Here is a 23597-nt window from a genome sequence, read left to right as displayed (position 1 = left end):
CGCCACGGCCTGGGCGTTCATGCAAGAATGATGCGCTAGCCTTCTGATCCCCGCCATGCCGACGCCCTTCCCACGCCAAGCGCCCGCAACCCGGTCCCGCTGCTTCATCGCTCTAGGGCCGGACGCCCCTACCCGGGCCTGGCTGGCCGAACTGGGTGCCGGCCTGCCCCCGGCACGGCTGCACCCGGCCGATCTGCACCTGACGGTGGCCTTCCTGGGCACCTTGACGGCCGACCACGAAGCGCATTTGCACGCCGCGTTGACGCCCATGGCCCACCGCCTGCCGGACCTGGCATTGACGTCGCTGGAACTGTGGCCCCACCCGGCCCGCCCACGCGTGGCGGTAGCCGGATTCGCCTTGCCCGATCCGCTGCGGCAGCTGGTCGGCGCAACGCGCGCGCTGTTGCGCGACATGGCGCTGCCGGTGGAAGGCCGCCCGTTCCGCCCTCACGTCACGCTGGCCCGCTTCAAACCGGGCCAGCCGGCGCCGGCCCTGCCGGCCCCGGCCGGCCCCTTTCCCTCGGCACGGTTCGATACCCTGGGCCTGTATTGCACCGCCGCCCCAGGCACGGGCGTGCGCTACCAGGCGCTGTTCCGCCTGGACCTCCACTGATCGCGGGGCCGGGATGCCGCCGCCGGCGGCGCTCCCGGCATGATCAAGCGTTCTCGCGCTTGGGCAGGCTCCAGGCGAACCAGCGCCGCTCCACCACTTCGATCAGCTGGTAGAGGACCAGGCTCAGGACCACCAGGATGGCCAACGCCACAAAGGATTGCGGCATTTTCATCATCGACGTCGAGAACAGGATCAGATAGCCCAGGCCGCTCTCGGCGGTGACGAACTCGCCCACCACGGCCCCGATCACCGCCAAGGTGATACAGACTTTCAAGGCGCTGAAGATGTACGGGACGGCGAAGGGCATGCGAATGAACCACAACTCCCGGTTGCGCGACGCGCGCAGCGAGCGCGACAGTTCCAGGATCTCGGGCGGCGTGGACCGCAACCCGGTCACCAGCGAAATCACCAGCGGAAAGAACGTGATCAGGCAGGTAATCACCACGCGCGGCAGGACCCCCGCGCCCAGCGCCACCACGATAATGGGTGCGACGGCGACGATAGGCGTGGAGTGAATCACCACCAGGATGGGCACCATGGTGCGCGACAGCAGCGGCGAGTGGGTAATCATCACGGCCACGGGGAAGCTGATCGCGATCGACGCCAGGAACCCGACGATCACCACTTCCACCGTGCTGCGGAAGTGATTGAAAAGCTGTGGCCCCGTAAACGTACCGGCCGCCTGGACGATCTCGGACGGCGACGGAAACACGTAGGACGGCACGGAAAAGATGCGGCACACCAGCTCCCAGGCGATGACCAGGCCGATGGCAGTTATCAGCGGCGCATAGCGGTGGGCGAATCTGAGCAACACGGGCATGGTCTAGCTTTCCGTCCTTCGGGTGAACACCTGCGCGCGGATGTCGTTGGCCATTCTGTTGAACCGCGGGTCCATGAGCGTATCGAGCGAACGCGGCCGCGGAAACGGCACCGGGATAACCTCGTGCACCCGGCCCGGCCGCGACTGCATGACCACGATGCGATCAGCCAGCAACAGCGCCTCGGGAATGGAGTGCGTCACGAAAACCACGGTCTTGGGCGTATCGCGCAAGATGCGCAACAGCTCCAGGCTCATCTCGTCCCGCGTCAATGCGTCCAACGCGGAGAAAGGTTCGTCCATCAGCAGGATGTCGGGGTCGTGCAGCAGCGAACGCGCAATGCCGACCCGCTGCTGCATGCCGCCCGACAACTCGTCGGGCAGGCGATGCTCGAACTCCGCCAGCCCCACCATCCTGACCAGCTCCCGGGCGCGCTCGCGGGTCCCCGCGTCCACCCGTCCGGTCTTGAGCTTGACCGGGAACGCAACGTTGTCCACGACATTCAGCCAGGGCAGCAAGGTGGGGCGCTGGAAGACGATACCGATCTCGTCGCGCGGTTCGACCACGGGCTGGCGATAAATGCTGACCGTGCCCGACGACACCGGCAGCAGCCCTGCCACCAGCCGCAACAGCGTCGACTTGCCGCAGCCCGATGGCCCGATCAGCGCGACGAACTCATGCCTGCCTATTGTCAGGTCGATATCCTGGAGCGCCGTCGTCTGGGCACCATCGCTCGATACGAAGGTCTTGCCCGCCCCTTGCAGCTCGATAACCGGGGCGTCCATCGTCAGTTGTCCGCCCACTTGATGCGCGACACGACTTTTTCAGGATCGATCTTGTCCGCCGGATAGTGCTCGGATGCCGCGACCCAGCCCCAGCTTTTCTTGAGCAGGCCGGGCTCGATCGTCCCGATGCCATCGCGCTGGCTGATGGCGTTGTCGATCAACGGCATCGATGCGCGGAACTGCGCTTCGGCAACAGCCGGATCGATCTCCGGTGCCGACTTCTTCAAAGCCCGCCCCGCCACGGCAGGGTCCTTCAGGGACAGCAGCACTGCCTTGTGGAACGCACGCAAGAAGCGCTTGAGCACCTCGGGCCGTTCCTTGATCATGGTGTCCGACGCCGCCAGCACCATGCCATAGGTCTCCAGCCCGAACGACGACCACGGCAGCGCCTCGACTTCCTTGCCGCGTGGCTTGAGCAGCGAATTGGCCAGCGGCAGCTGGGTACGGAAACTCGAAATGGCGTCTACCCGGCCGGACGCCAGCATGGGCATGAGCACGTTGGCATCGACCAGTTGCAGCTTCATCTGGTCCATCGACAACCCGTTGCGCTCCAGCACCAGCGGCATCAGGACACGCGACGTCGACAGCGCCGTGGCGGCCACGGCGCGGCCCTGCAGGTCCTTGAGCGTACGGATGCCGCTGCCCTTGACGACGAAGAACGAATCGGGCGCCTCGGTATAAACCGTGTATACGACCTTGAGCGGGATCGGATCCTTGGCGGCTGCGCTCAGCACCGCACTGAGCCCCGAGCTGGCGATATCGGCCACGCCCGTGGCAACCTTGGTGAGCGCATCGGCCGAACCGCGGCCGGTCTGCAAGGTCACCTCCAGCCCTTCCTGGGCGAAGAAACCCTCATGCAGCGCTACATAGAACGGTGCCTTGTCGCCCGATGGCAGCCAATCGATTTGCGCGACCACGCGGTCCGCGGCAGAAGCGGTCGCCACCGACAGCATGGCGGCTCCAGCCAACGCCGCGGCGCGTAGCCCGGCAAGCGACAAGGATGGGACAAAGGCGGCCCAGACGCCCGACAACAATTTCTTCATGATGGCCTCGGTGACGAATCAATGCGGTTGGCGCCGGCCCATGCCGGCGAGGCGGTCGTTTCTCACGGGCCCAGAGGCCGTTCCCCGGTCACGCTCAGGCGCCACATCAGGCGCCGATGACGCTCCTTGTCGTAGGGCGTGGCGCGATGCACGGTGCAGCGGTTGTCCCAGATGACGAGGTCGCGCGCGGACCAGACATGCCGATACTGGAAGCGCTCGTTCGTGCACCAATCAAGCAATTCCTGTACCAACGCAACGCCAGCAGCATCATCATCGATACCCGCCACGCGCTTGACGGTCTGGCCGCCCGGATACAGGCTCAGCGAGTCGTCGACAGGATGACGGCGGATAAGCGGCTGGACCACGTCAGGCACCTTGGCCTGCTGCTCGGGGGTCGGCATCGGCACCTTGCCGGCGAACTCGGGTTTCTTGGCCCGGTCTATCATCATCTTCATGTACGAGTGTTCCGTCCGGAGCTTCTGCAGCGCTGACTGGCGCTCCGGCGGCAGGGCCTCGTAGGCCAGGCGGGTATTGGCGAACTGCGTGTCCGCGCCTTCGGGCGGCACCTCGATGCCGTACAGCAAAGTGTACGCGGTGGGATGCGCGTAGTACGCCTGGTCGGTGTGCCAGCCATACCCATCGGTGGACGACCCGATGGGACGGCCGTTCTCCACGATGTTGGACAGGATGTAGATGAACGGGTGGCCCGGCATGCAGAACTGGTCCAGCACATTGGGCTCCAGCGGCCCGAGGCGGGTTGCCACGGCCTGGATGGCTTCGGGCGTCAGATGCTGGTCGCGGAAAACGATCACGCCGTGGCGGGCGAGCTGGCGGGGCAGTTCCTCAAAGAACGCCTCGCCGGCGTTGGCCACGTCGACACCGTGTGCCACCGCGCCCAAGGGCGCACCGGCAATCGGCTCGAAATACCATGCAGGGGTATCCACTTCTCGTACTCCTCGTCAAAGGTGCACCGATCGCTCGGCAAAGCACCATCCTAGGAATACGGCCGCCAGATGAAAATCAGCAAATTGCGTGCGAAGCGTACGCTTTTTCAGAACGGATAGCGTGTAACGCGTGCGCTACACCAAAGCGTGCATATGCTCCGCCAAGTAGTGCACGAAACGCGACGTGGGCACCGACAAGGTGCGGCCGCGCCGTGCCAGCAGCACCAGCCGCCCACGGGCCAGGACGGGGTCGGCCAGTGGAATGGCCACGAGTTCGCCGCGCGCCACTTCCGCCGCCACGCCTACGGCCAATTGGAAGAAGATGCCCCCGGACTGCCGGGCGAACTGCCCCATCAGTTCGAAGCTGTCGGTCTGCAGCGCCGGATTGATGACGTGGCCGGATTGACGCGCCAATGCCTCGATCAGGTTGCGCCCGCCTGCCGCCGACGAATTCGTCAGCGCGAGCGGATAGGCCAGGCAATCGCTCAGGCGCAGCGACTTGCGGCGCGCCAGCGGATGGCTGGCCGCGACGACCGCGTGCAGTGGCGTCTTGACCTCCACCAGGCGGGTGAGCAGCGCATTCGATGGTGGATTGAACAACAAGCCGAGTTCCACGGTATCGTCCTGCAGCTCATCGAACGTGCGCGCCGTGGTACCCATGTTGACCGTGAACGAGACGCCGGGATATTCGGTCCGGAAGGCCGAGATCGCGCGCGACAGCAGCTCGCGCGTGGCCGTTTCGTGCGCCGTGATGCGGATGTGCCCGCGTCGCAGCCCGCGCAGGTTATCGAGCTGGGAGCGCAGCAGCTCGAACTCGCGTTCCTGCTTGCGGATATGGGCCAGCAGCAATTCGCCGGCGGCGGTGGCCCGCATGCCGCGCGGCAGCCGTTCGAACAATTCGACGCCGAGCTCTTGTTCCAGGTCCAGCAGCTGCCGGTTCAAGGCCGATGCGGCCACATGGACTTGCTCGGCGGCCTTGCGGATGGAGCCGGCGCGGGCGATGGCATCGACGTAAACGAATACGCGGGGTAGCACGGGGATTCCTTCGGTTCGTCAGGCCAGCCGGCGTCCCGGCTCGGGGCCAGCCTGCGACCGCCGCCACTGCTCCACTATCCGGTCGCGCTGCCAGCTGACGTGCCGCCGGAGCGCTTCGGTCAGTTGATCGCGTTGCCGGGCTTCATAGAGTTCGACCAGCCGGCGATGTTCTTCCTGGGCATTGCCCAGGGACGGATCGTAGGTGAAGTACAGATTGCGAAGCCACCTGACATATTTCGACCAATCGTCCCCCACGCGCTGCAGCTGCTGGTTTCGGCAATCCGCGCGAAGCGCTGCGTGGAATTCGTGCAGCAGCGGGGAATCCGGCTCGGACGACTGCCCGAGCTGCTCCAGAAGCTGGCGTATCTTCTTGATGGCTGCGGGCGAACTCCGGAGGCTGGACTCGTATAGACGCTCGCTTTCCAGCAGAATCCACACGTCAAAGCAATCGATGATGAACTGCTCGGTCGGGACGGTCACACGGCGATCGCGTGCCGCGGCCCGCTCTGCGAATCCCACCCGCTGCAGTTCGCTGATCGCCTCGCGCACCGGTGAGCGGCTGACACCGAAAGTTTCGGACAGGACATCCTCGGCCAGCCGCGTACCGGGCAGGATCCGCGCCTCGACTATGGCGGTTTCGAGTGACTCGTAAATCTCCCTGGACAGGCTCTTGCGAGCCGCGAGGCGAGTAGTATCGATTTTCAGCACTGACTACCTCTCTGCCTCAAACCATCCAGCAACCGGCGCGCGGTGGCCTCGACATGGCGGCGGCTAAGCAAAGCCAGCCCTGTTGCGTCTCCCGCTTTGAACGCTTCGAATAGCTCCCGGTGCTCCTTGAGCGCCTGCTTGACGCCACCTGTCATGCGCATTTCCATCCGCACATAGGCCTCTACCGTGTCCCGCAAATTATCCGCGATGCCGGTCAGGCGCTTGCGGCGGCTGGCAGCAACGAGCCGGGAATGGAAATCGCGGTTTAAGTGGGCCCACTCCGCGCTGTAGTCGGACGAGTGGGCCGCGAGGTCTTCCATCCTCAGGATCATCTCTTCTACCGCCTCGATGTCGTCCTCGGTCCGCGCCCGCGCGGATATCATCGCGGCGTGCTCTTCGATGACCATGCGAAGCTCGAATATCTCGACGATCTCGTCTTGCCTCAGTTCGGCCACTGCATAGCCTCGTCGCGGCCGAAGCACCACCAGTCCGTCCGTCTCCAGGCGGCCCATGGCCTCGCGCACGGGTACCCGGCTGACATTGAACAGCTTGGCGACTTCCTCCTGTCGCAAGACAGCGCCCGGAGCGAGGGTGCCGTCCAGGATGTTCATCCGTAGCTGCCGGTAGATCAGTTCCGGAAGCGGCGTGCGATTATCGAGAGCAGGCGCGAGCAGGATGGCGTTCATCCTGGAATTGTATTCAGAATCCCGTCGAGCCCGGTCCAGCGGCCGACCGCCTTGCTACGCGGCGCGCGACAGCGCCAAGGGCGGCAAGAAGGCCTCCCTGCGCGGCCGGTACAGTTCCACCATGAAGCCGTCCGGATCGGACAGGAGCAGCGATTCCCGCTCGTGGTCGGCGACCTGGCGCGAGGAGACACCGGGCGAAGGCGAGAGCGGCGTGCCCGCGGCACTGGAAGGACCGACCAGCAACGAGAACATGCGAAAGCCCGTTGGCTCGTTCGGGCCCACCTCGGTCAGCCTCAGGTCCGGACGTCCCGTCGATCCCCCGAAGATGGCGACGCGTGCAGGCTGTTGCTGCTCCGACAGGACGGTAAATCCGGCAACGTCCCGCATGAAGCGCACCATGTCGTCGTAGCGCCGGGTCGCCAGCGAGGCGCCCGTCACGTGGCGAGTGGGAATCTCGCCAGGCCGATGCGGGCGCAACGGTGGATTGTCGGTGTAGTTGGCCTCGGTGGAGGGAGGCGCGCCCAGCGGATCCCATTGCGCCGTCACCAGGTCGTCGTGCTCGAGATTGAAGACCGATTGCCAGTCGCGACGGGCGTCCGCATAGAACTCGTGCACGTTGCCATCGGGGTCGGCCACATAGACAGCATGCGAAATGATGTGATCGTACAAGGCATGCGGAGCCATGCCGGCGGCTTGCATGCGCCGATAGGCCGCGACAAGCTCGGCCTGGTTTTCCATTTCCCACCCGAGATGGTTGAGACCGGGCTGCGTGCCCCGTGACGAGCGGATCTGTACGTGCCCATCGCGGCCATGCCTGTCCTTGCCACGGGATATCTCGATCAACCCCAGGTCGTGGTGGGTATTGCCGTTCGAGAGGAAACCGGCATTGATTTCGCTTTCCATGCGGACCCGGGCGAGTCCGCAGCACCGCTCATAGAAATCCAGCGACTTCTGCAGGCTGGAAACGTACAGGTTGACGTGGCCAAGCCTGCGGGGCCGGAATTCGACTTTTGTCATGGTGTCCTCTGCTGTTGAACTGATCGCCACCTCCAAAAACATTGTGTTCTGAATTCAAAATACATGTCAACGGAATTCGGAGATACGCCAAAATAACCTATATCCTCGCTAAACCGCGCGTTTCCCCCAAGGTTCGAGGCGACTTTTCGGTTGACTCTTATGTATTTTGAATACAAAATTTGGAGCCAGCATAACTTCATCATCGCGGGGGCGGGAAGATGCGAGCGGCATTCGTCACCTTGGAAGGGTTGCAGACCCGCTACCTCATGGCTGGCAGCGGGCCGTTGCTGGTGTTGGTGCACCCCATCGGTTATCCCGCGGACGTCTTTCGCCGCAATATCGATGCGCTGGCTGGACGCTTCACCGTAGTCGCTCCCGATCTGCCCGGCCAGGGATACAGCCAGGGACCCGCCGGCTGGACGCAGCCGCCGCAGGTGAGCGCGGCAAGACACGTTCTCGCCCTCGCCACGCACCTCGGGTTCGACGTCCTTTCAATCGCTGGCAGTTCGCTGGGCGGGCTGGTCGCCGCGATGGCGGCGCTCCAAGCGCCCAGCCGGGTCCAGGACCTTGTGCTTATCGGCACCGGTTCCGTCTTCAATGACCCAGCCGGCCAGCCCGCTGTGCTGGAAACCGTGTACGCCAACGGCTCTCGCGTTTACCGCGATCCTGATACCGAGACCTTGCGGGCACGCATCGCCAATACCTGTTTCCGGCCTCCCGAAGCCGATGACATCCTGGCCGCGCACCTCACCGCCTATGCGCTGCCCGGCGCCGCAGACCACTACCAAGCCATGATGGAAGCGCTGTCGGCCTCCATGGCCGATCCTGATGCCACGGCGTACCCGCATCTCGAACGGATCCGCGCGCGCACTCTCATCATCATCGGCCGCGACGACTCCCGCACTTCCTACGCAAGCCACCACGCTGGCGCGTCGAGAATGGCAGACGCCCGCCTTCTGGTGTTCGACGAGTGCGGCCACCTTCCCTTCCTCGAACATCCCGCGGCATTCAACGATGCCGTACTGCGGTTCCTCGCCGGCGACGACGTCGGTGACCGGCCATGAGCGAGCCCGCATGCCGCGCCCGCCCCGCTTTCCATTCCCAAGCCTATCGGAAGGAGGCATGATGAAATCGAGATTGATCGCCCGCCTGGCCGCCGCCGCGGCGCTCCTTGTCGCGACAGCGGCCCCCGCCACGGCCGCCTATCCTGAACGCATGGTCACCATCGTGGTCGGTGCCGCCCCGGGCTCCTCGGGGGACATGCTGGCTCGCCTGGTCGCCCAACGGCTATCCGAGAAATGGAAACAAACCGTCGTCGTGGAGAACAAGAGCGGGGCCAGCGGGCTGCTCGCCAGCAACCAGGTCCTGGGCGCCCCGCCTAACGGCTACACCATCTACATGTCGAACGACAGCACGGCGATCAATCAATCGATGATGAAGTCGCCGCCTCCCGACCCGCGCGTCGTGTTCGCGCCCATCAGCCTGCTGGCGCTCATCGACTTCAAGTTGGTCGTCAACGCCGCCACACCGGTCCATAGCGTCCCTGAACTGATCGCGTACTTGAAAGCAGCGCCGGGCAAGTACTCCTATGCATCGTCCGGCCCGAAAACGCCGCACCATCTGATGGCGGAGCTGTTCCGCTACCAGGCCGGCGTCGATGTATTGCACGTTCCCTACCGCGGCACGGCGCCGGCCATCACCGCGGTGCTGGGCAACAGCTCGCTATACGCGTTCTCGGGCTTTCCTGCCGTGGACGGACAGATCAAGGCGGGCCAACTGCGGGCGCTTGCGACCACCGGCGACAAGCGCAACGCGGGCACGCCCGACCTGCCTACCGTCGGCGAAACGCTGAAGGGTTTCTCGGCTGCGTCGTGGTGGGCCATGTTCGTCCGCGCCGAAGTGCCGGCCGATATCCAGAAACGGCTGGCCACCGACGTCGAGGCCGTCATCGCCGAACCCGCCATCAATCAGCGCATGCGCGACTCGGGACTGGTGCCGGTGGGAAGCGATCCCGCCTATCTCACCCGCTTCCTGGGGGACGAGATCGAAAAATGGGCGCGCTTGCCGGAAGGGATGATCGAGAAGGATTGATAAAGGCAATACCAGGAGGAACGTCATGCAGACAGTCACCACCCTGCGTCCCGGCGTTGCGGCGGATACCGATCCGTCGGACGTGGGACGGCTGGTGCAGGAAGACCGGGTCCATGCCCAGGTCTATACCGACCCGGCCATCTTCGCTATGGAGATGGAGCGGATCTTCGAGCGGGCCTGGATCTTCATGGCCCACGAAAGCCAGCTCCCACGGGCCGGCGACTTCGTCACCACGCGTATCGGCCGCCAGCCGATCATTGTGGTGCGGGATTCGAAGGGCCGGATCAACGTGCTGTACAACCGGTGCCCTCACCGCGGCGCGCTGCTGTGCCGCGAACCGGAAGGCAACGTCCATCATTTTGCCTGCCCGTATCACGGCTGGAGTTTCCGGACTACGGGCGAAATCACCGGCGTGCCCTTCCGCTCCGGTTACCCGGAAGAATTCCTGAAGAACGAGGACCTGTCGATGGCCCGCGTTGCGCGGGTGGAGAACTACCGCGGCTTCATTTTCGCCAGTATTGCCGAGCACGGGCCTACCCTGATCGAGTTCATGGGTCCGCTGAAGGATGGGCTCGACAACTTGCTGGATCGTTCTCCCACCGGGGAGATCGAGGTGTCGGCGGGCGTGCACCAATACGCCTACAAGGGCAACTGGAAGATGCAGATGGAAAACGGCCTGGACGAATACCACCCGCCTTTCTCCCATGCGTCCACCGTCAAGCCGGATGGCCAGCAGGTCCAGCGCTCCTACGGTGCCAAGGGCGGCTTCAAGGTACTGGCCGGCAGCGACCCGAACCAGGCCGACGCGCGGTCGCACTATGACCACGGCGAAGTGCATGGCGCGCGCTATGGCCAGGCCTACCTGACGATTCCCGACGCGACGCGGCGAAGCGAGCTGGAAGACCCGGCCTACCGGGCGATGCTGATCGAGCGGCATGGCGAACAGAAAGCCCTCGCGCTTATCGCCAACAGCAACATGAGCAATGCGGTTTTCTATCCCAGCGTGATCATGCGCGTGACCGGCAACATGCACATCCGGGTGGTACGGCCGGTCTCGGTCGGGCTGACGGAAGTGCTGGTCTGGCCGATCCGGATCAAGGGCGTCGCCGACAACATCAACGACGGCATCATTCGCTATGCCAACGTACACGTATCGGTCAGCTCTTTCGTCCAGACCGACGACCTGGAAGTGTTCGAGCGGGTCTACGAAGGACTGCAGGCGGGCAAGCCGGAGTGGGTCATGCTGGCACGCGGAATGGGCATGGACTGGGAGGGTCCGTATCCGGACGAGAAAGTGGGGCTGGCCACCTGGGAAACGGGCATGCGGGCGCAGTTCCGCTATTGGAAGGAACTCATGACGGAGAACAAGCCATGAATACTGTCTCCTCCCCGGAGAGGAACGTTGCGCAGGCGACGGGCGCATCGGCGCCTTTGCAGGCGGCGCCGGCCGACGCACAGGCCTTCCTGATGTTCGAAGCGGACCTGCTCGACTCGCGGTCCTTCGACGCATGGCTGGAGCTCTATACCGCCGATGCCATCTACTGGGTACCGGCCGAACACGGCGAGAGCGATCCGTCGCGGCGCGTATCGCTGTTCTACGACGATCGCTCGATCCTCGAAGACCGGATATGGCGCCTGGGCCATCCCAAGATGTTTTCCCAGAACCCGCCGGCGCGGCAAGTGCGGGTGCTGTCTACGCCGCTGGTCGAAGAAGCGTCCGGCGACCGCTTGCGCCTGCGCACCAAGTTCATCATGTTCGAGCATCGTCTTCGCGAGCAGCGGACGTTCGGCGGGACCTACCAGCATGTGCTGGCCAAGCAGAACGACACCTGGAAGATCCAGCGCAAAGTCGTGCACCTGGTCAACTGCGACACCGTGCTCTGGAACATCGGCGTTCCCATCTGACCATCCCCGTCCATTGACAAAGAGAATCGAATGACACGAGTCACCTATGAAAATCCCGTCGGCGCGGCGCCGGCCCAAGGACTCTACTCGCACGCAGGCGTGGTATCCGGCGGCCGGCTGGCCTTCGTGGCCGGCCAACTTGCGGTTGGCGCGGACGGCGCGGTCTTCGGCAAGAACGACTTTGCCGCCCAGTTCCGGCAGGTGTTCGACAACCTGGGCGACGTGCTGAAAGGCCTGGGGGCGGACTTCGACCATGTGATCAAGTTCACGACCTATATGGTGCACAGCCAGGACATCGACAGCTTCATGAAGCTTCGGAAGGAGCTCTTCCCCACCCTGTTCCCGACCGCCGTGTATCCGCCCAACACCCTGCTCATGGTCGACAGGCTGGTGAAGGAAGAATTCCTCATCGAGGTCGAGGCGGTCGTGGCGCTGGAATGAGGGTCGTCCGCGCCCGCCATCAAGGCTCGCGCTGCCGCACGATCAGCACGTCGCACGGGGTGTGCTGGATCAGTTGCTCGGCCACGCTGCCGATCGCGGTACGCAGGATGCCGGTGCGGCCGTGGGTGCCGACCACGAGCAATTCCGTGGGGTGGCGCGCGACATAATCGGGCAGCACGTCTTCAGCCAGGCCGTGCTCGATCTTCCACTCGATGTCGGGACGGTTCAGCAGCGTGGCGTTCTGCTTCATGAAGCCCGTCACTTCGTTCTCCGCTGCCTGCCGCGCCCGCTCGACCACCGCTCCCTCGGCATTGACCTTCGTGGTGGTGAAAGCGTGGTAAAGCAGCGGATGGGCATCGGGGAACAGTCGCAGCGCCGTCTTCAACGCCTGGCGGGCCCCCTCGGAAAAATCGACGGCCGCGAGCAGGTTGCGATACGCATGATGGGGCCGCTCGCGCACGATGAGAATGGGTATGGACGCTTCCCGCGCGAGCTTTTCCACGGTCGTACCCAGCAGCAGACGGCCCAGCGTTTCGTCGCGGGCGACGCCGGTCACGATGAGATCGCATTGGCGCGCCGCCGCGGTCTTCACGATGACATCCACGGCGTGGCCCGATTCCAGGACCAGCTCCACCGGGACGTCGGCATCGCCCAGGCTTTCCTTGAAGCGGCGCTCGGCTGTGTTCCGGTCCACCACTTGGCTGCGCCGTGCAGTCAGCACGTCGCCCAGGGAGGTTTCGATGGCGCATACGGCCACCAGCTTCGCGTTGTGCTCCCTGGCCAATTGCACGGCACGGTCCAGGGCCCGGTCGCACCGGGCGCTCAAGTCGGTCGCGAGCAGAATGCAGCGCAAGGTCTCGGCGGATACACTTTCCATGCTGATCTCCCTGGTGTGGCCGGCGCGCCTGCCGTGCAGGCTGCTTGGGCCGCGTTGTGGTGACGATCCCGGGCAGTGCCGGGAGCGCACGGCGCGCGTGAGCTCCCTTGCGGCCTACTATACCAACGGATGGGGCGCCTGCCAATTACAGCGGTGCGCAGGCCGCAGATTGCTCGACCGGCAGGTATGGTCGAGCAAGAATCGCTTCGATGGAATCGCCAAGCAATCGCGCGCCGGGCGAAGGCGGGCGCCGCCCGTAGGCCAACCTGAGGTCCATGGTCATCGGCGTACCGCCGACCGGCAATTCGACCAGCAAGCCGGCTTCGACGTCGCGCCGGACGGTCTTGGCCAGTGTGCACCAGATGCCGACGCCTGCTGCCGTCAGTTCGCGCACCATGGCCGACTCCGTGGCGCGCGAAGCCACCGGTGTCCGTTCGATCCCGGCCGCGCGCAGCATATCCGCCATCTGCGCCGAAAAGCCGGATCGATGCGCGGCGCGCACGAACTTCTGGCTCGCCAGGACTTCCGGCGAAACGGCCCCACGTCCCGCCAGGGGATGAGACGGTGCCGCCACCAACGCGAATCGTTCGACACCGATCGTGCGGCTCGCGAGGCCGTCCACAGGCCCGCGGCTCAGGAAACATCCCAGATCGGCCGTGCCGTCGCGCAGGTGTGCAACCACCTCGTCCAGTGTCCCGGCAAGCAGGGCCAGTTCGTATTCGGGATGCTCGCGCGCGAAGCCCGCCAGGGCCGGCGGCAGCACCGCGTTGGCCACCGGACGCTGGCACGCAAAAACGATGCGGCGATCACCGGCACGCCTTTCGCCATCGAGCTCGGCGGATAGGCGGGCCGTATCGCCCAGTACCGCCCGAGCATGGGCCAGCACACGCGCGCCCGCATCGGTCAACATCGCAGGCCGGCCCCGGCGCCGCTGGAACAGCGCGGTTCCCGCCCGCCGTTCCAGCGCCTGGATATGCTGGCTCACCGATGGCTGGGCAATGTCGAGCCGCTGCGCGGCGCCGGCGAAGCTGCCCGTCTCGGCGACCGCCACCAGTACCTCGAGGCCACGTGGGGAAAGCTTGATCATGGGATGTCTCCGATAGGTTATTGCCTATATCCCATATAGGTTGGAGGCCCGTTGCACCGGCCCGCCACGACGATGATACTGCCAGGCTGGCAAGGCGCCGCCGACGCGCCCGACGACTAGAGGAGACCTTCCATGAAACGTTTGCTGGCGCCCATGCTGGTGCTTTCCGCGCTGCTGGCAAGCGGCGCTGCGCATGCCCAGCCGCAAGCCGAGTTCCCCGCCAAGGGGGTCCATGTCATCAACCCCTTCCCGCCGGGGTCTCCGGTGGAATACCTGGGACGGCTACTGGCCCAGAACCTGGAACAGGCCTGGGGCAAGTATGTGATCGTCGAAAGCCGTTCTGGGGCCGGCGGCACAGTCGGGGCCAACTACGTCGCCAAATCGCCGCCCGATGGCCATACCCTCCTGGTCACCACTGCCTCGCCCATTTCCTTCGCCGCCGCGCTATACGAGAAACTGCCCTACGATCCCGTCAAGGATCTGGCTCCCGTATGGGGCATCGTCACCCCGGGACAGGTGGTCGTGGTCAATAGCCAGTTGCCGGTGCGCACCCTGCCGGATCTGGTTGCCTACGCCAAGGCCAATCCCGGCAAGCTGTCTTATGCGTCGTCGGGGATAGGAACGGTGCAGCACTTCGGCGGCGAACTGTTCCAGGCGCGTACCGGCACCAAGCTGGTCCACGTTCCCTACCGCGGCGGCGCGCCTGCGGCCACGGACCTGGCCGGCGGTCACGTACAGATCATGTTCGACTCGCTCACCAACCAGCTGCGCAACATTGAAGCCGGCAAGGTCCGGCCGCTGGCCATCATGCGCACTAAGCGCGACCGCAAGCTGCCCGACGTCCCGACCGCGGCGGAAGCCGGCGTGCCGGGTATCGAAGTCGTCAACTGGATCAGCCTGTTTGCGCCGGCCGGCACCCCGGCCGAAGTGCTGGCGACACTGCGCCGCACGACCAAATCGGTCATGGCGAGCCCCGACAACGTCGGCAAGCTCAGCGAAACCTTCGGCGAGGCCCAGGTCCTCGACGGCGAGCAGCTCGCACAGATGATTCCGAACGAAGCACGGATGTACACCGAGCTGGTCGAACGCGCCGGCATTCCCAAGCAATAACCTTTGCCCGACTCCGTCCCGCCATGAAGATCACCCGCATCGAAACCATCCTGCTGAGTGTCGCCCTGAATCGCGACTACCGTGGCAGCGTCTACAGCGTGCCGCGCAAGAATGCCATCATCACCCGCGTCCATACCGACGAAGGGCTGGTGGGGCATTGCGTCAACGGAGAGGGCAGCTTCGACGTGCACCGGGTGGCCCGCGACATCATTGACCAGGAACTGGCTCCCATGGTGGTCGGCCAGGATCCCCGTGCCATCGAGACGCTGTGGGCCCGGATGTGGACGGCCACGCATCGGGGCAACCGCGACAAATGGGCGGCCGTACGGGCGGTCGCCTGCGTGGACAGCGCCTTGTGGGACCTGCTGGGCAAGCGGGCGGGCCTGCCCCTCTACCAGTTATGGGGCGGCGCACGGGACGCGCTGCCCATCGTCGCCATTGGCGGCCAGTACCACGACGGCTATTCGCCGCAGGACTACGGCGAGGAAATGAGGGAGTACCGCGCGCTGGGCCTGGCCGGCTGCAAGTTCAAGATCGGAGGCCGCAGCGTCGAGGAAGACCTGGCCCGCACGCAGGCCGCCCGTGCGGCAGGCGGCGACGACTTCCTGCTGTTCGTCGATGCCAACCGGGGCTGGAGCCGCCCCCAGGCGCTGTCCTTCTGCCGGCAGGCGACGGACTTGGGCCTGCGCTGGTTCGAGGAACCCTGCCATTGGGACGACGATCGCCGCGACCTCGCATTGTTGCGCGCCCAGACCGGCATGCCGATCGCCGCCGGGCAATCGGAAATCACCGTGCAAGACTGCCGCGACCTGATGCTGGATGCCGCGATCGACGTATGCAACCTGGACGCCAGCTGGGGCGGCGGTCCCACGGCCTGGCTGCGGGTGGCCCGCATGGCGGCGTGCTTCGGCGTACAAATGGGCCATCACGGCGAACCGACCGTGGGCTCGCACCTGCTCGCTGCGGTGGAGAACGGTACCTACGTCGAAACCCACCATCCCGATCGCGACCCTGTCTTCCACCAGATGCTGATCGGCCGCGGCGCCATCGAGAACGGCTACTACCAGCTGCCCCAGGCGCCCGGCTGGGGCGTCGACTTCGATCCGGAATTCATCGAGCGGCACCGGACCGACTGACCGCCGGAGCAATGCGCCTCGCATAGTGCCCCAAACCGGCACCGCGCCTCGGCCAGTGAAATACTGGAATCGCTCCCGTTCCCGGATTTCAACTCGCTCGCCGACCTGCCTCCTATCATGCGCTCACTAGAACAACGCATCATAGGAGGCACGCATGAGCCAAACCTCGAACGGCCGTCGACGCATACTTGGCATGCTGGGAGCCACCGCCGCCTACGGCACGCTTGAAAGCCGCATGGCCTGGGCGGCAGAGTCCGCGGGCGATAAGGCCTTTCCCACGCGGCCCCTTCGGCTGGTGGTCCCGTTCACACCCGGTGGCGGTACGGATGTCGTGGGTCGTTCGCTTGCTGCGGCAATGTCCGAAGCGCTGGGCCAGTCCATCGTGGTCGACAACCGGCCGGGTGGCGGCACCGTCATCGGTACCAACATCGTCGCCAAGGCCAAGCCGGACGGTTACACGCTGCTGCTGACTACCACGGCGCTGGCCATCAACGATGCCCTCATCAAAGACTTGCCTTACGACACCAGCCGCGACTTCAGCGACGTCGGCCTGATTTGCGTCGGCCCGAATGTGGTGGTTACGCATCCTAAAGGCCGCATCAAAACGGTGGACGCGCTCATTCGTTTTGCGAAGGCGAACCCCGGCAAGTTGACCTACGGGTCTTCGGGTAATGGATCGGCAGTGCATCTCGCGGCGGAGCTCTTCCAGATGAAAGCCGGCATCACGATGACCCACATTCCTTACAAGGGTGCTGCCCAGGCCTATACCGACCTGGCCGGAGGACGTCTCGACTTCGTTTTCGCCACTGCGGGCGGCGTCGCCAAGTACGTGGACGACGGAACGCTGCAGGCGGTCGCGCTGACTTCCAAGGAACGCACCCCCGCATACGAAGGGGTCCCTACCATTGCCGAATTCGTACCCGGCTATTCAGCCGAAGTCTGGTACGCCATCCTTGCGCCCGCAGGCACCCCACGGCCCATCACCGCCAAACTCAACGAAGCGCTGAACAAGGCCGCCAACGATCCCGCCTACAAGGCCCGGGTCGCGGCTGACGGCATGAAGGTCGCGGCCGGCTCGCCGGAGGAGATGCGCACCTTCAGGCTGGACGAACAAGCGCGATGGCGCGACGTTATCCGCGACGGCAAGATCACGACCACTTGAAAAGAACACAGGACGAATCATGACAACGACTAGCCAACGACTGGCCGGCAAGATCGCCATTATTGTCGGCGCGGGCCAGCGGCCCGGCGCGACGCCGGGCAACGGACGCGCGACGGCGGAGCGCTTCGCCGAGGAAGGCGCCTCGCTGCTCCTGGTCGATATCAACCCCGACTGGGCGGAAGATACGCGGGCGGCCGTGCGCCGCATCGGCGCCGAGGCCGAAGTGGCGATAGCCGACATCACTGACGAAGCAAACTGCCGGCAAGTCGTGGAAACCTGCCTCGCACGCTGGGGACGTGTCGACATTCTTCATAACAACGTCGGCTTTTCCAAGGGCGATGCCAAAACCGCAGAGCTATCGCTCGATTCCTGGCAGCGCATCATGAATGCCAACCTCACCGGCATGTTCCTGATGTGCAAGCATGCGCTGCCGCATATGGTGCGCCAGCAGTCGGGAAGCATCATCAACGTCTCGTCGACATCGTCGCTGGCGGCCCGCCCAACGGTCACCTACAAGACCAGCAAGGGCGCGGTCAACACGCTGACACAGCATATTGCCTACGAGCATGCCCGGCACGGCGTGCGCGCCAACGCCATCCTGCCGGGCCTCATCGACACGCCGATGGCCATCGAACGGCGTGCGGAGGAGACCGGCGTACCGCGCGACGTCATCCGGCGCGAACGGGATGCGCTGGTACCGATAGGGCATATGGGCGAGGCCGCCGACGTGGCCAATGCCGCAGTATTCCTGGCATCGGACGAAGCACGCTATATCACAGGAGTGCTGCTGCCGGTGGACGGCGGCCTGCTGCTCAAAAGAGGCTGATGATGGACCTCGGACTGCGGGGCTGCCACGTGCTGGTAGCCGGCGGGAGCCGTGGCATCGGCCTGGCCTGCGTCAAGGCGTTCCTCGAGGAGGGCTCCACGGTCAGCGTCTTTGCGCGCACGTCCGCACCACACGGACGGGCCTACGCTGTCGATCTGCGCGACGCCGCCGCGGCACGAACTGCGGTGGAACAGCTCGAAGCCGACATCGGAGCGGTCGATATCCTGGTCAACTGTGCGGGGGCCGCCAAACGCATGCCCGCCGCCGATCTGGATCCCGCAGCATGGCGAGACGCGCTGGAGTCCAAGTTCTTTAGCTACATTCATGTCATCGACCCGGTCATCAAGCGTATGGCGATACGCGGACGCGGCGCCGTCGTCAATGTCATCGGCATGGGCGGCCGGATCGCCAATCCGGACCACCTTGCCGGCGGATCGGCCAACGCGGCGCTGATGCTCGCCACCGCCGGACTGGGGGCCGCCTATGCCCGTCATGGGGTACGCGTCAACGGGCTGAATCCGGGCGTGGTACTGACGGAACGGCTGCGCCAGCGCGCAGGGAATGCCGGCGCGGACACAGCGTTGGGGCGGCCAGCCTCGCCCGAGGAAGTGGCCCGCGCGGTACTCTTCCTGGCATCGCCCGCATCGAGTTATATCAATGGCGCCGTGGTTCCCATCGATGGCGGCACCAGCCGGCTTGCCTCCTGAGCGTCCCGAGCCGCGAGGCATCACGCCGCGGAATGCTCGAAGAAGCGCTTGGCTCCGGCGGGCAATGCTTCCGGATCCGCGCAAGCCATCCATATCTGCCGGCTGGCCCACGCATCCTTGAGTTCGATCACGTCCACGCCGGTCCGCTCGGCATAGGCCCAAGCCAGGCGTTCTGCCATCAATGCCAAGCCCATGCCCTCGCGCACCAGCATGCAACGCGCCTCAGGATTGGAGACCTGCGCGCTCACACTGATGGGCTTGGGCAGGTTCTCGCCGATCAACCGCTGGAAATTGGCCAGGTCGTGGCGTGGGAAGTACCCGACATAGTCGTAGTCCAAGGTGTCGAAGAAAGCGACCGGCCGGTGTCCCGAAAGCGGATGGCCCCGTGGAACCACCAGCGCCACGCGATCCCGGCAATATTCCACACAATGCAGGCCCGGCGCCGGGAACGGCGCATGATAGATGCCGATCTCGGCTTCGCCCTGGGCCAGCAATGCGGGGATCTCGAAACTCGGCGCCTCGACGATGTCGATACGGTAGCCGCGACACTCCCGTCTGAACATACTGATAGCGCGGGGCAGGTACTGAAGTACCACGGAGCGGCAGGCCGCTATGCGGATGTGGTGTTCGCCGTCGCCGCGGAAGCTGGCGAGCGTCCGCTCGAGCTGCCGGGCGGCGGTCAGTAGCGGCTTGGCGTGGCGATACAGGGCCTGCCCAGCGGCGGTCGGGGCAACCCCGCGGCCGGTGCGCCTCAGCAGGCAAACGCCGTGCTCCCGTTCCAGTTCGGCGATACGCTTGCTGACCGCCGACGCCACCACGTTCAACTTTTCGGCGCAGCGGCTCAGGCTCTTTTCGTCGACGCATGCGACGAAAGTCTTCAAGCTTTGAAAATCCATCCCTTCCTCCATGGACGAGGCCCCGAGCCTCGTCGCAGCCAGCAAGAAAGGGGAAAGGGTAACGGATCCCTTCCGGAAAGCGTGGGCGCGCCTATGGCCCTACGGGCATGCCTGGATAAGCCACCGCGTCCCGTCGGCCGCGGCCGCCTTCATTCGAGCTTGATATCCGCCGCCTTGATCACCGGACCCCATTTCGCGATTTCCGATTGCAGATTGCGCGCGAACACTTCGGGCCCGCCGAAATCGGGCGTGAAGCCCTGCTCGATCAGCTTGGCCTGCAGGTCCTCGCTTTTCATGGCTTGCTCGAACGCCGCCACGAGGGGTGCGATGACCGATGGCGGCAGCCCGGCCGGGCCCGAGATGCCGAACCAGGCCTCGCCCACGGCGCCAGGCACGACTTCGTCCATGGTCGGGACGTCGGGCAGGGTCGGTATGCGCCGGGCGCCGCTGACGGCCAGGATGCGCGCATTGCCGGCCCGGACCTGGGCAGCGGCCACCCCGGGATTGTTGAAGATCGCATCCAGCTGTCCGCCTACCAGGTCGTTGATCGCGGCACCCGTGCCCTTGTAGGGAATGTGGACCATTTTCAGGCCGGCCTTGAGCTTGAGCAGCTCGCCGGCCAGGAAGCCGGCGGAGCCGACACCGGCCGAACCGTAGCTGTACTTGTCGCCCGCGGCCCGGGCCAGCTTCACGAACTCTTCGAAACTGCGCGCGGGATGGTCGTGACGGACGATGAGGCCGTTCGGGAACGTGCCCAGCCACAGCATGTGCGTGAAATCCTTAATCGGGTCGTAGCTGATCTTCTGGCCGATCATGGGTCCGGTAGTGATGGCGGCGCCATTGGTCAGCACCAGGGTGTAGCCATCGGGGGCCGCCTTGGCGCCTGCGTCGGTTCCGATGATGGACCCGGCACCGCCCCGGTTTTCCACGACGATGGTCTGGCGCAAGTGTTCGGACGCGACCTTGCTGACGAGGCGGGCAACCACGTCGCTGGTGCCACCGGGCGCAAATGGCACGATCAGCTTGATCGCGTGGTCGGGATATTGCGCCTGGGCCGGAGCCGGCCCCGTCAACAGCGCTGCCGCCGCGGCAACGCCTGCCCCCCACAGCCGGAACCGCTGGCCGGCGGTTCGCAAAGAAAATGTATACATACCGAATCCCCCGCTAGGTGTAATCGGTATTGGGAGCCCTTCAGGTACGCAAGTCAATTAAAATATATTTATCCAGCCTTGAAAATATATTTCCCGCCAGAAAGAATATACTCAACCCATCAGGAATCGCCCTGAACCCTTCCCATCGAATGTCCGGCAAGGAGCATCGCATGGTTGTTGCCGTATCCCACGAATCCGCCGTCGCACAGTCCGCACCGCGTATCCGCGAGGGCGTCATCCCCGCGCACCGTACCGAGTACATGGGTGCCCACCCGCATCGCGGCGGAGCCAGCCTCCCCCAGGCATTCACGATCGAAATGCATCCGCTGCAGGAAGTGGGCGCGCATTACCACCGCGTGCCCCAGTACCAGGTGTTCCTGAGCGGGAACGGGCGGATCGGACGGCATCCGACGCGGCCCTACGCGATTCACTACAGCGACCCCTATACGGGCTACGGGCCACTGGTGGCCGCCGAACAGCCCATGGTCTACATGACCCTGCGGCCGCTGGGCGACCCGGGTCCGACCTATATGACGCAACCCGGCGCGCGCGAGCAGATGCGCCCGTCGCGCCGCCGGTTCCTCCTGGCCACCGCCGAGGCGGCCACCATTCCCGCCGCCGGCGAGAGCCGGGTCGAATCCCTGATCGACCGTCACGACGACGGCGTGGAAGCTGGCGTTTACCGGCTGGGTGCCGGCGCGACGATTACCGGTCCCGACCCCACGTTGGGGGGCGGCCATTACTTTCTGGTCCTGACGGGCACGCTGCAGCATGCCGGCGCGGCCTATGGTCCCCGCTCCACCGTATTCGTAGAAGCCGGAGAGGACCCGCTCACGCTGCTTGCCGGGCCGGCAGGCGTCGAGCTCCTGTTTCTGCAATTCCCCAGGGTGGAAGGCTGAGGCGGGACTTCCCGGGTCTGCTCAGGATTTCAGTCCCAGCCGGCCGGCCAGCCGGATCAGGTTGGCGCGATCCAATCCCAGTTCGCGCGCCGTTGCGGCCCAGTTGTTGCGATGCCTGCGCAGCGCGGAGGCAATCAAGCCGCGTTGGTAATCCTCCACTGCATGGCGCAAGGTGGGTGCATGCACCGGGCCGGGCGATGCGCCCGGGAAAGGCTCGGGCGGACTGGGCGGCGGCTCGATGCGGGTGTCGGGATCCAGCCCGAGGTCGGCTGCCGTCAGCGTCAGAATGGCGGGCCTCCGAGCCTGCTTGGCCAGCGCTTTCAAGGCACTCCGGCTGATCAGGTGTTCCAGTTCGCGCACGTTGCCAGGCCAGGCGTAGGCCAACAGCGCCGCCTGGGCGTCGGCGGCCAGGCGCAGATTGTTCAGCCCCAGACGCGACCGGTTTTCTTCCAGGAAAGCGCCCGCGAGCAGCAGTACGTCTTTGCCTCGCTCGCGCAGGGGCGGCACACGCAACGGATAGACGCTCAGCCGGTGATAGAGGTCGGCGCGGAATCGTCCCTTGCGCACCTCCTGGGCCAGGTCGCGATTGGTCGCCGCGATCAGGCGCACGTCGACGCGATGCTCGCGGTCCGAGCCCAGCCGCTGCAATTGGCCGCTCTGCAATACCCGCAGCAGCTTGGCCTGTACGGTCAGCGGCAGTTCCCCCACTTCGTCGAGCAGCAAGGTCCCGCCGTCGGCGAGCTCGAACTTTCCTTGCCTGTCGCCCGCCGCGCCCGAAAATGCGCCCTTGACGTGGCCGAACAGTTCGCTCTCGACCAAGGCTTCGGGCAAGGCGGCGCAGTTGATGGAGACCAAGGGACGCGCCGCCCGCGGCGACGCTGCGTGCAGCGCCTGCGCGACCAGCTCCTTGCCGACCCCGGTTTCCCCGGTGATGAGTACCGTCAGGTCGCTATTGCCCACCACGCGCACCTCTTCCAGCAAGCGCTCGATTTCCGCGCTATGCCCCAGCAACGGACGCTGCGCCGGCTGCCCCGCCGTGCGGAACAACTCGGCCCGCTGGCGCTCGTCGCGCGCCTGGCTGGCGAGTTGCTGCAAGCGGTCGGCCACGCTGACGGTGGCCGAGGCCAGGCTGGCGAACGCCTGCAGCGTTTCCAGGTCGCCAGGCGAGAACCGGTCGGCGTCCAACGCATCGAGGGTCAGCAATCCCCAGCGGCGCTCGCCCACGCGCAGCACGCAGCCCATGCAATCGTGGACTTCAAGCCCCTCGTGCAGACCTTCGATCAGGCCATCGTAGGGATCCGGCAGGTCGATGTTCGACGGAAAGCGCGTCGGTCCCTCGGCCTGCAGCAAAAGCCGCAGCCGAGGGTGGTCGGCGAGCCGGAAACGGCGACCCAGCGTGTCGCGGCTCAAGCCATCGACCGCCAGCGGCACCAGCCAATCTCCTTCCAGGCGCAGCAATGCCGTGGCATCGCACGGGACCCAGGTGCGAACGGCATCCAGTAGCCGGCGGTAGCGTTCCCCTTCCGGCAGATCGCGCGCCAGGTCGTCAACCAAAGGCACGAGCGCGCGCAGCAAGGCAGTAGCAGTCATAACGACTCGTTTACGTGTCGTTTCGACACAGTTACGTTGCTGTCATTATGACTCAATACGCCCCTTGCTC

At 65.3% G+C, this 23597-nt stretch carries 25 protein-coding genes; 12 read left to right on the top strand and 13 right to left on the bottom strand.

All coding sequences use genetic code 11. The annotated features are described in order from the left end of the window. Window positions 1–55 precede the first annotated feature (55 nt). Window positions 56–613 (top strand): RNA 2',3'-cyclic phosphodiesterase, encoded by a 558-nt coding sequence (gene thpR, locus QHC78_RS17175; protein WP_319746700.1) that lies wholly within the window; start codon window positions 56–58, stop codon window positions 611–613. 43 nt (window positions 614–656) lie between these two features. On the opposite strand, the gene QHC78_RS17170 is transcribed toward thpR, so the two are convergent. From QHC78_RS17170 to QHC78_RS17135, 8 genes are all read right to left on the bottom strand, one after another. Next, entirely contained in the window at window positions 657–1433 is a 777-nt protein-coding gene (locus QHC78_RS17170; RefSeq protein ID WP_319746698.1) for an ABC transporter permease, read from the bottom strand. Between the two features lie 3 nt (window positions 1434–1436). Further along, window positions 1437–2216: an ABC transporter ATP-binding protein gene (locus QHC78_RS17165; RefSeq protein WP_319746697.1), complete on the bottom strand. Its 780-nt coding sequence runs from the start codon at window positions 2214–2216 to the stop codon at window positions 1437–1439. A 2-nt stretch (window positions 2217–2218) separates the two neighbouring features. Beyond that, window positions 2219–3259, bottom strand: coding sequence for an ABC transporter substrate-binding protein (locus QHC78_RS17160; protein WP_319746695.1), 1041 nt, complete (start codon window positions 3257–3259; stop codon window positions 2219–2221). A 62-nt stretch (window positions 3260–3321) separates the two neighbouring features. Continuing rightward, a complete protein-coding gene (locus tag QHC78_RS17155) occupies window positions 3322–4203 on the bottom strand; it encodes a TauD/TfdA dioxygenase family protein (protein WP_319746694.1) in 882 nt (293 codons plus the stop codon). A 135-nt stretch (window positions 4204–4338) separates the two neighbouring features. Beyond that, complete coding sequence (locus tag QHC78_RS17150; RefSeq protein WP_319746692.1) at window positions 4339–5238, bottom strand: LysR family transcriptional regulator; 900 nt, start codon at window positions 5236–5238, stop codon at window positions 4339–4341. 18 nt (window positions 5239–5256) lie between these two features. After that, window positions 5257–5946 (bottom strand): GntR family transcriptional regulator, encoded by a 690-nt coding sequence (locus QHC78_RS17145; RefSeq protein WP_319746690.1) that lies wholly within the window; start codon window positions 5944–5946, stop codon window positions 5257–5259. Beyond that, the gene (locus QHC78_RS17140; RefSeq protein WP_319746688.1) at window positions 5940–6632 is read right to left on the bottom strand and encodes a GntR family transcriptional regulator; all 693 of its coding nucleotides are present in this window, start codon (window positions 6630–6632) and stop codon (window positions 5940–5942) included. Before QHC78_RS17140 ends, QHC78_RS17145 begins: the two co-directional genes overlap by 7 nt. A 54-nt stretch (window positions 6633–6686) precedes the next feature. After that, the gene (locus QHC78_RS17135) at window positions 6687–7649 is read right to left on the bottom strand and encodes a VOC family protein (RefSeq protein ID WP_319746686.1); all 963 of its coding nucleotides are present in this window, start codon (window positions 7647–7649) and stop codon (window positions 6687–6689) included. Window positions 7650–7867: 218 nt separating this feature from the next. Here QHC78_RS17135 and QHC78_RS17130 point away from each other — a divergent pair, with 218 nt between their 5' ends. The 5 genes from QHC78_RS17130 to QHC78_RS17110 are packed head-to-tail and all read left to right on the top strand — an operon-like array spanning window position 7868 to window position 12086. Next, window positions 7868–8713: an alpha/beta fold hydrolase gene (locus QHC78_RS17130; RefSeq protein ID WP_319746684.1), complete on the top strand. Its 846-nt coding sequence runs from the start codon at window positions 7868–7870 to the stop codon at window positions 8711–8713. A gap of 58 nt (window positions 8714–8771) precedes the next feature. Further along, complete coding sequence (locus tag QHC78_RS17125) at window positions 8772–9740, top strand: tripartite tricarboxylate transporter substrate binding protein (RefSeq protein WP_319746682.1); 969 nt, start codon at window positions 8772–8774, stop codon at window positions 9738–9740. A gap of 25 nt (window positions 9741–9765) precedes the next feature. Beyond that, the gene (locus QHC78_RS17120; RefSeq protein ID WP_319746680.1) at window positions 9766–11115 is read left to right on the top strand and encodes an aromatic ring-hydroxylating oxygenase subunit alpha; all 1350 of its coding nucleotides are present in this window, start codon (window positions 9766–9768) and stop codon (window positions 11113–11115) included. Continuing rightward, on the top strand, window positions 11112–11645 hold the full coding sequence (locus QHC78_RS17115) for an aromatic-ring-hydroxylating dioxygenase subunit beta (RefSeq protein WP_319746678.1): 534 nt from the start codon (window positions 11112–11114) through the stop codon (window positions 11643–11645). Before QHC78_RS17120 ends, QHC78_RS17115 begins: the two co-directional genes overlap by 4 nt. A gap of 30 nt (window positions 11646–11675) precedes the next feature. After that, window positions 11676–12086 (top strand): RidA family protein, encoded by a 411-nt coding sequence (locus QHC78_RS17110; protein ID WP_319746677.1) that lies wholly within the window; start codon window positions 11676–11678, stop codon window positions 12084–12086. Window positions 12087–12105: 19 nt separating this feature from the next. Here the strand turns inward: QHC78_RS17110 and QHC78_RS17105 are convergent, their stop codons facing one another. Next, window positions 12106–12963: a universal stress protein gene (locus tag QHC78_RS17105; protein ID WP_319746675.1), complete on the bottom strand. Its 858-nt coding sequence runs from the start codon at window positions 12961–12963 to the stop codon at window positions 12106–12108. Between the two features lie 145 nt (window positions 12964–13108). After that, window positions 13109–14050 (bottom strand): LysR family transcriptional regulator, encoded by a 942-nt coding sequence (locus QHC78_RS17100; RefSeq protein ID WP_319746673.1) that lies wholly within the window; start codon window positions 14048–14050, stop codon window positions 13109–13111. A 132-nt stretch (window positions 14051–14182) separates the two neighbouring features. On the opposite strand from QHC78_RS17100, the gene QHC78_RS17095 reads away from it, so the two are divergent. The 5 genes from QHC78_RS17095 (at window position 14183) to QHC78_RS17075 (ending at window position 18991) form a co-directional block, all read left to right on the top strand. After that, window positions 14183–15160 (top strand): Bug family tripartite tricarboxylate transporter substrate binding protein, encoded by a 978-nt coding sequence (locus QHC78_RS17095; protein ID WP_319746670.1) that lies wholly within the window; start codon window positions 14183–14185, stop codon window positions 15158–15160. A gap of 23 nt (window positions 15161–15183) precedes the next feature. Then, window positions 15184–16296: a mandelate racemase/muconate lactonizing enzyme family protein gene (locus QHC78_RS17090; RefSeq protein WP_319746668.1), complete on the top strand. Its 1113-nt coding sequence runs from the start codon at window positions 15184–15186 to the stop codon at window positions 16294–16296. A gap of 154 nt (window positions 16297–16450) precedes the next feature. Continuing rightward, on the top strand, window positions 16451–17458 hold the full coding sequence (locus tag QHC78_RS17085) for a tripartite tricarboxylate transporter substrate binding protein (RefSeq protein WP_319746666.1): 1008 nt from the start codon (window positions 16451–16453) through the stop codon (window positions 17456–17458). 19 nt (window positions 17459–17477) lie between these two features. Next, the gene (locus tag QHC78_RS17080) at window positions 17478–18284 is read left to right on the top strand and encodes an SDR family NAD(P)-dependent oxidoreductase (RefSeq protein WP_319746664.1); all 807 of its coding nucleotides are present in this window, start codon (window positions 17478–17480) and stop codon (window positions 18282–18284) included. A 2-nt stretch (window positions 18285–18286) separates the two neighbouring features. Next, window positions 18287–18991: an SDR family oxidoreductase gene (locus QHC78_RS17075; RefSeq protein ID WP_319746828.1), complete on the top strand. Its 705-nt coding sequence runs from the start codon at window positions 18287–18289 to the stop codon at window positions 18989–18991. 20 nt (window positions 18992–19011) lie between these two features. Here the strand turns inward: QHC78_RS17075 and QHC78_RS17070 are convergent, their stop codons facing one another. Next, window positions 19012–19887, bottom strand: a complete 876-nt coding sequence (locus QHC78_RS17070; protein WP_319746661.1) for a LysR family transcriptional regulator — start codon at window positions 19885–19887, stop codon at window positions 19012–19014. Between the two features lie 149 nt (window positions 19888–20036). After that, window positions 20037–21038, bottom strand: a complete 1002-nt coding sequence (locus tag QHC78_RS17065; RefSeq protein ID WP_319746659.1) for a Bug family tripartite tricarboxylate transporter substrate binding protein — start codon at window positions 21036–21038, stop codon at window positions 20037–20039. 170 nt (window positions 21039–21208) lie between these two features. Here QHC78_RS17065 and QHC78_RS17060 point away from each other — a divergent pair, with 170 nt between their 5' ends. Beyond that, window positions 21209–21937, top strand: coding sequence for a hypothetical protein (locus QHC78_RS17060; RefSeq protein ID WP_319746657.1), 729 nt, complete (start codon window positions 21209–21211; stop codon window positions 21935–21937). 21 nt (window positions 21938–21958) lie between these two features. On the opposite strand, the gene norR is transcribed toward QHC78_RS17060, so the two are convergent. Continuing rightward, entirely contained in the window at window positions 21959–23527 is a 1569-nt protein-coding gene (norR, locus tag QHC78_RS17055) for a nitric oxide reductase transcriptional regulator NorR (protein ID WP_319746655.1), read from the bottom strand. Between the last annotated feature and the right edge of the window lie 70 nt (window positions 23528–23597).

The sequence above is a fragment of the Pigmentiphaga sp. genome (genome assembly GCF_033795525.1).
In the GTDB taxonomy this organism is placed as follows: Bacteria; Pseudomonadota; Gammaproteobacteria; order Burkholderiales; family Burkholderiaceae_B; genus Pigmentiphaga.
This window is presented reverse-complemented; position numbering and strand designations above follow the sequence as displayed.

What these genes read in the sequence shown, in the direction of transcription:
- QHC78_RS17105 (WP_319746675.1), bottom strand. Translation starts at nt 12,963, where the DNA reads ATGGAAAGTGTATCCGCCGAGACCTTGCGCTGCATTCTGCTCGCGACC.
- QHC78_RS17160 (WP_319746695.1), bottom strand. Translation starts at nt 3,259, where the DNA reads ATGAAGAAATTGTTGTCGGGCGTCTGGGCCGCCTTTGTCCCATCCTTG.
- QHC78_RS17065 (WP_319746659.1), bottom strand. Translation starts at nt 21,038, where the DNA reads ATGTATACATTTTCTTTGCGAACCGCCGGCCAGCGGTTCCGGCTGTGG.
- QHC78_RS17120 (WP_319746680.1), top strand. Translation starts at nt 9,766, where the DNA reads ATGCAGACAGTCACCACCCTGCGTCCCGGCGTTGCGGCGGATACCGAT.
- QHC78_RS17130 (WP_319746684.1), top strand. Translation starts at nt 7,868, where the DNA reads ATGCGAGCGGCATTCGTCACCTTGGAAGGGTTGCAGACCCGCTACCTC.
- norR (WP_319746655.1), bottom strand. Translation starts at nt 23,527, where the DNA reads ATGACTGCTACTGCCTTGCTGCGCGCGCTCGTGCCTTTGGTTGACGAC.
- QHC78_RS17135 (WP_319746686.1), bottom strand. Translation starts at nt 7,649, where the DNA reads ATGACAAAAGTCGAATTCCGGCCCCGCAGGCTTGGCCACGTCAACCTG.
- QHC78_RS17100 (WP_319746673.1), bottom strand. Translation starts at nt 14,050, where the DNA reads ATGATCAAGCTTTCCCCACGTGGCCTCGAGGTACTGGTGGCGGTCGCC.
- QHC78_RS17075 (WP_319746828.1), top strand. Translation starts at nt 18,287, where the DNA reads ATGGACCTCGGACTGCGGGGCTGCCACGTGCTGGTAGCCGGCGGGAGC.
- QHC78_RS17140 (WP_319746688.1), bottom strand. Translation starts at nt 6,632, where the DNA reads ATGAACGCCATCCTGCTCGCGCCTGCTCTCGATAATCGCACGCCGCTT.
- QHC78_RS17080 (WP_319746664.1), top strand. Translation starts at nt 17,478, where the DNA reads ATGACAACGACTAGCCAACGACTGGCCGGCAAGATCGCCATTATTGTC.
- thpR (WP_319746700.1), top strand. Translation starts at nt 56, where the DNA reads ATGCCGACGCCCTTCCCACGCCAAGCGCCCGCAACCCGGTCCCGCTGC.
- QHC78_RS17110 (WP_319746677.1), top strand. Translation starts at nt 11,676, where the DNA reads ATGACACGAGTCACCTATGAAAATCCCGTCGGCGCGGCGCCGGCCCAA.
- QHC78_RS17095 (WP_319746670.1), top strand. Translation starts at nt 14,183, where the DNA reads ATGAAACGTTTGCTGGCGCCCATGCTGGTGCTTTCCGCGCTGCTGGCA.
- QHC78_RS17060 (WP_319746657.1), top strand. Translation starts at nt 21,209, where the DNA reads ATGGTTGTTGCCGTATCCCACGAATCCGCCGTCGCACAGTCCGCACCG.
- QHC78_RS17070 (WP_319746661.1), bottom strand. Translation starts at nt 19,887, where the DNA reads ATGGATTTTCAAAGCTTGAAGACTTTCGTCGCATGCGTCGACGAAAAG.
- QHC78_RS17125 (WP_319746682.1), top strand. Translation starts at nt 8,772, where the DNA reads ATGATGAAATCGAGATTGATCGCCCGCCTGGCCGCCGCCGCGGCGCTC.
- QHC78_RS17090 (WP_319746668.1), top strand. Translation starts at nt 15,184, where the DNA reads ATGAAGATCACCCGCATCGAAACCATCCTGCTGAGTGTCGCCCTGAAT.
- QHC78_RS17170 (WP_319746698.1), bottom strand. Translation starts at nt 1,433, where the DNA reads ATGCCCGTGTTGCTCAGATTCGCCCACCGCTATGCGCCGCTGATAACT.
- QHC78_RS17165 (WP_319746697.1), bottom strand. Translation starts at nt 2,216, where the DNA reads ATGGACGCCCCGGTTATCGAGCTGCAAGGGGCGGGCAAGACCTTCGTA.
- QHC78_RS17115 (WP_319746678.1), top strand. Translation starts at nt 11,112, where the DNA reads ATGAATACTGTCTCCTCCCCGGAGAGGAACGTTGCGCAGGCGACGGGC.
- QHC78_RS17085 (WP_319746666.1), top strand. Translation starts at nt 16,451, where the DNA reads ATGAGCCAAACCTCGAACGGCCGTCGACGCATACTTGGCATGCTGGGA.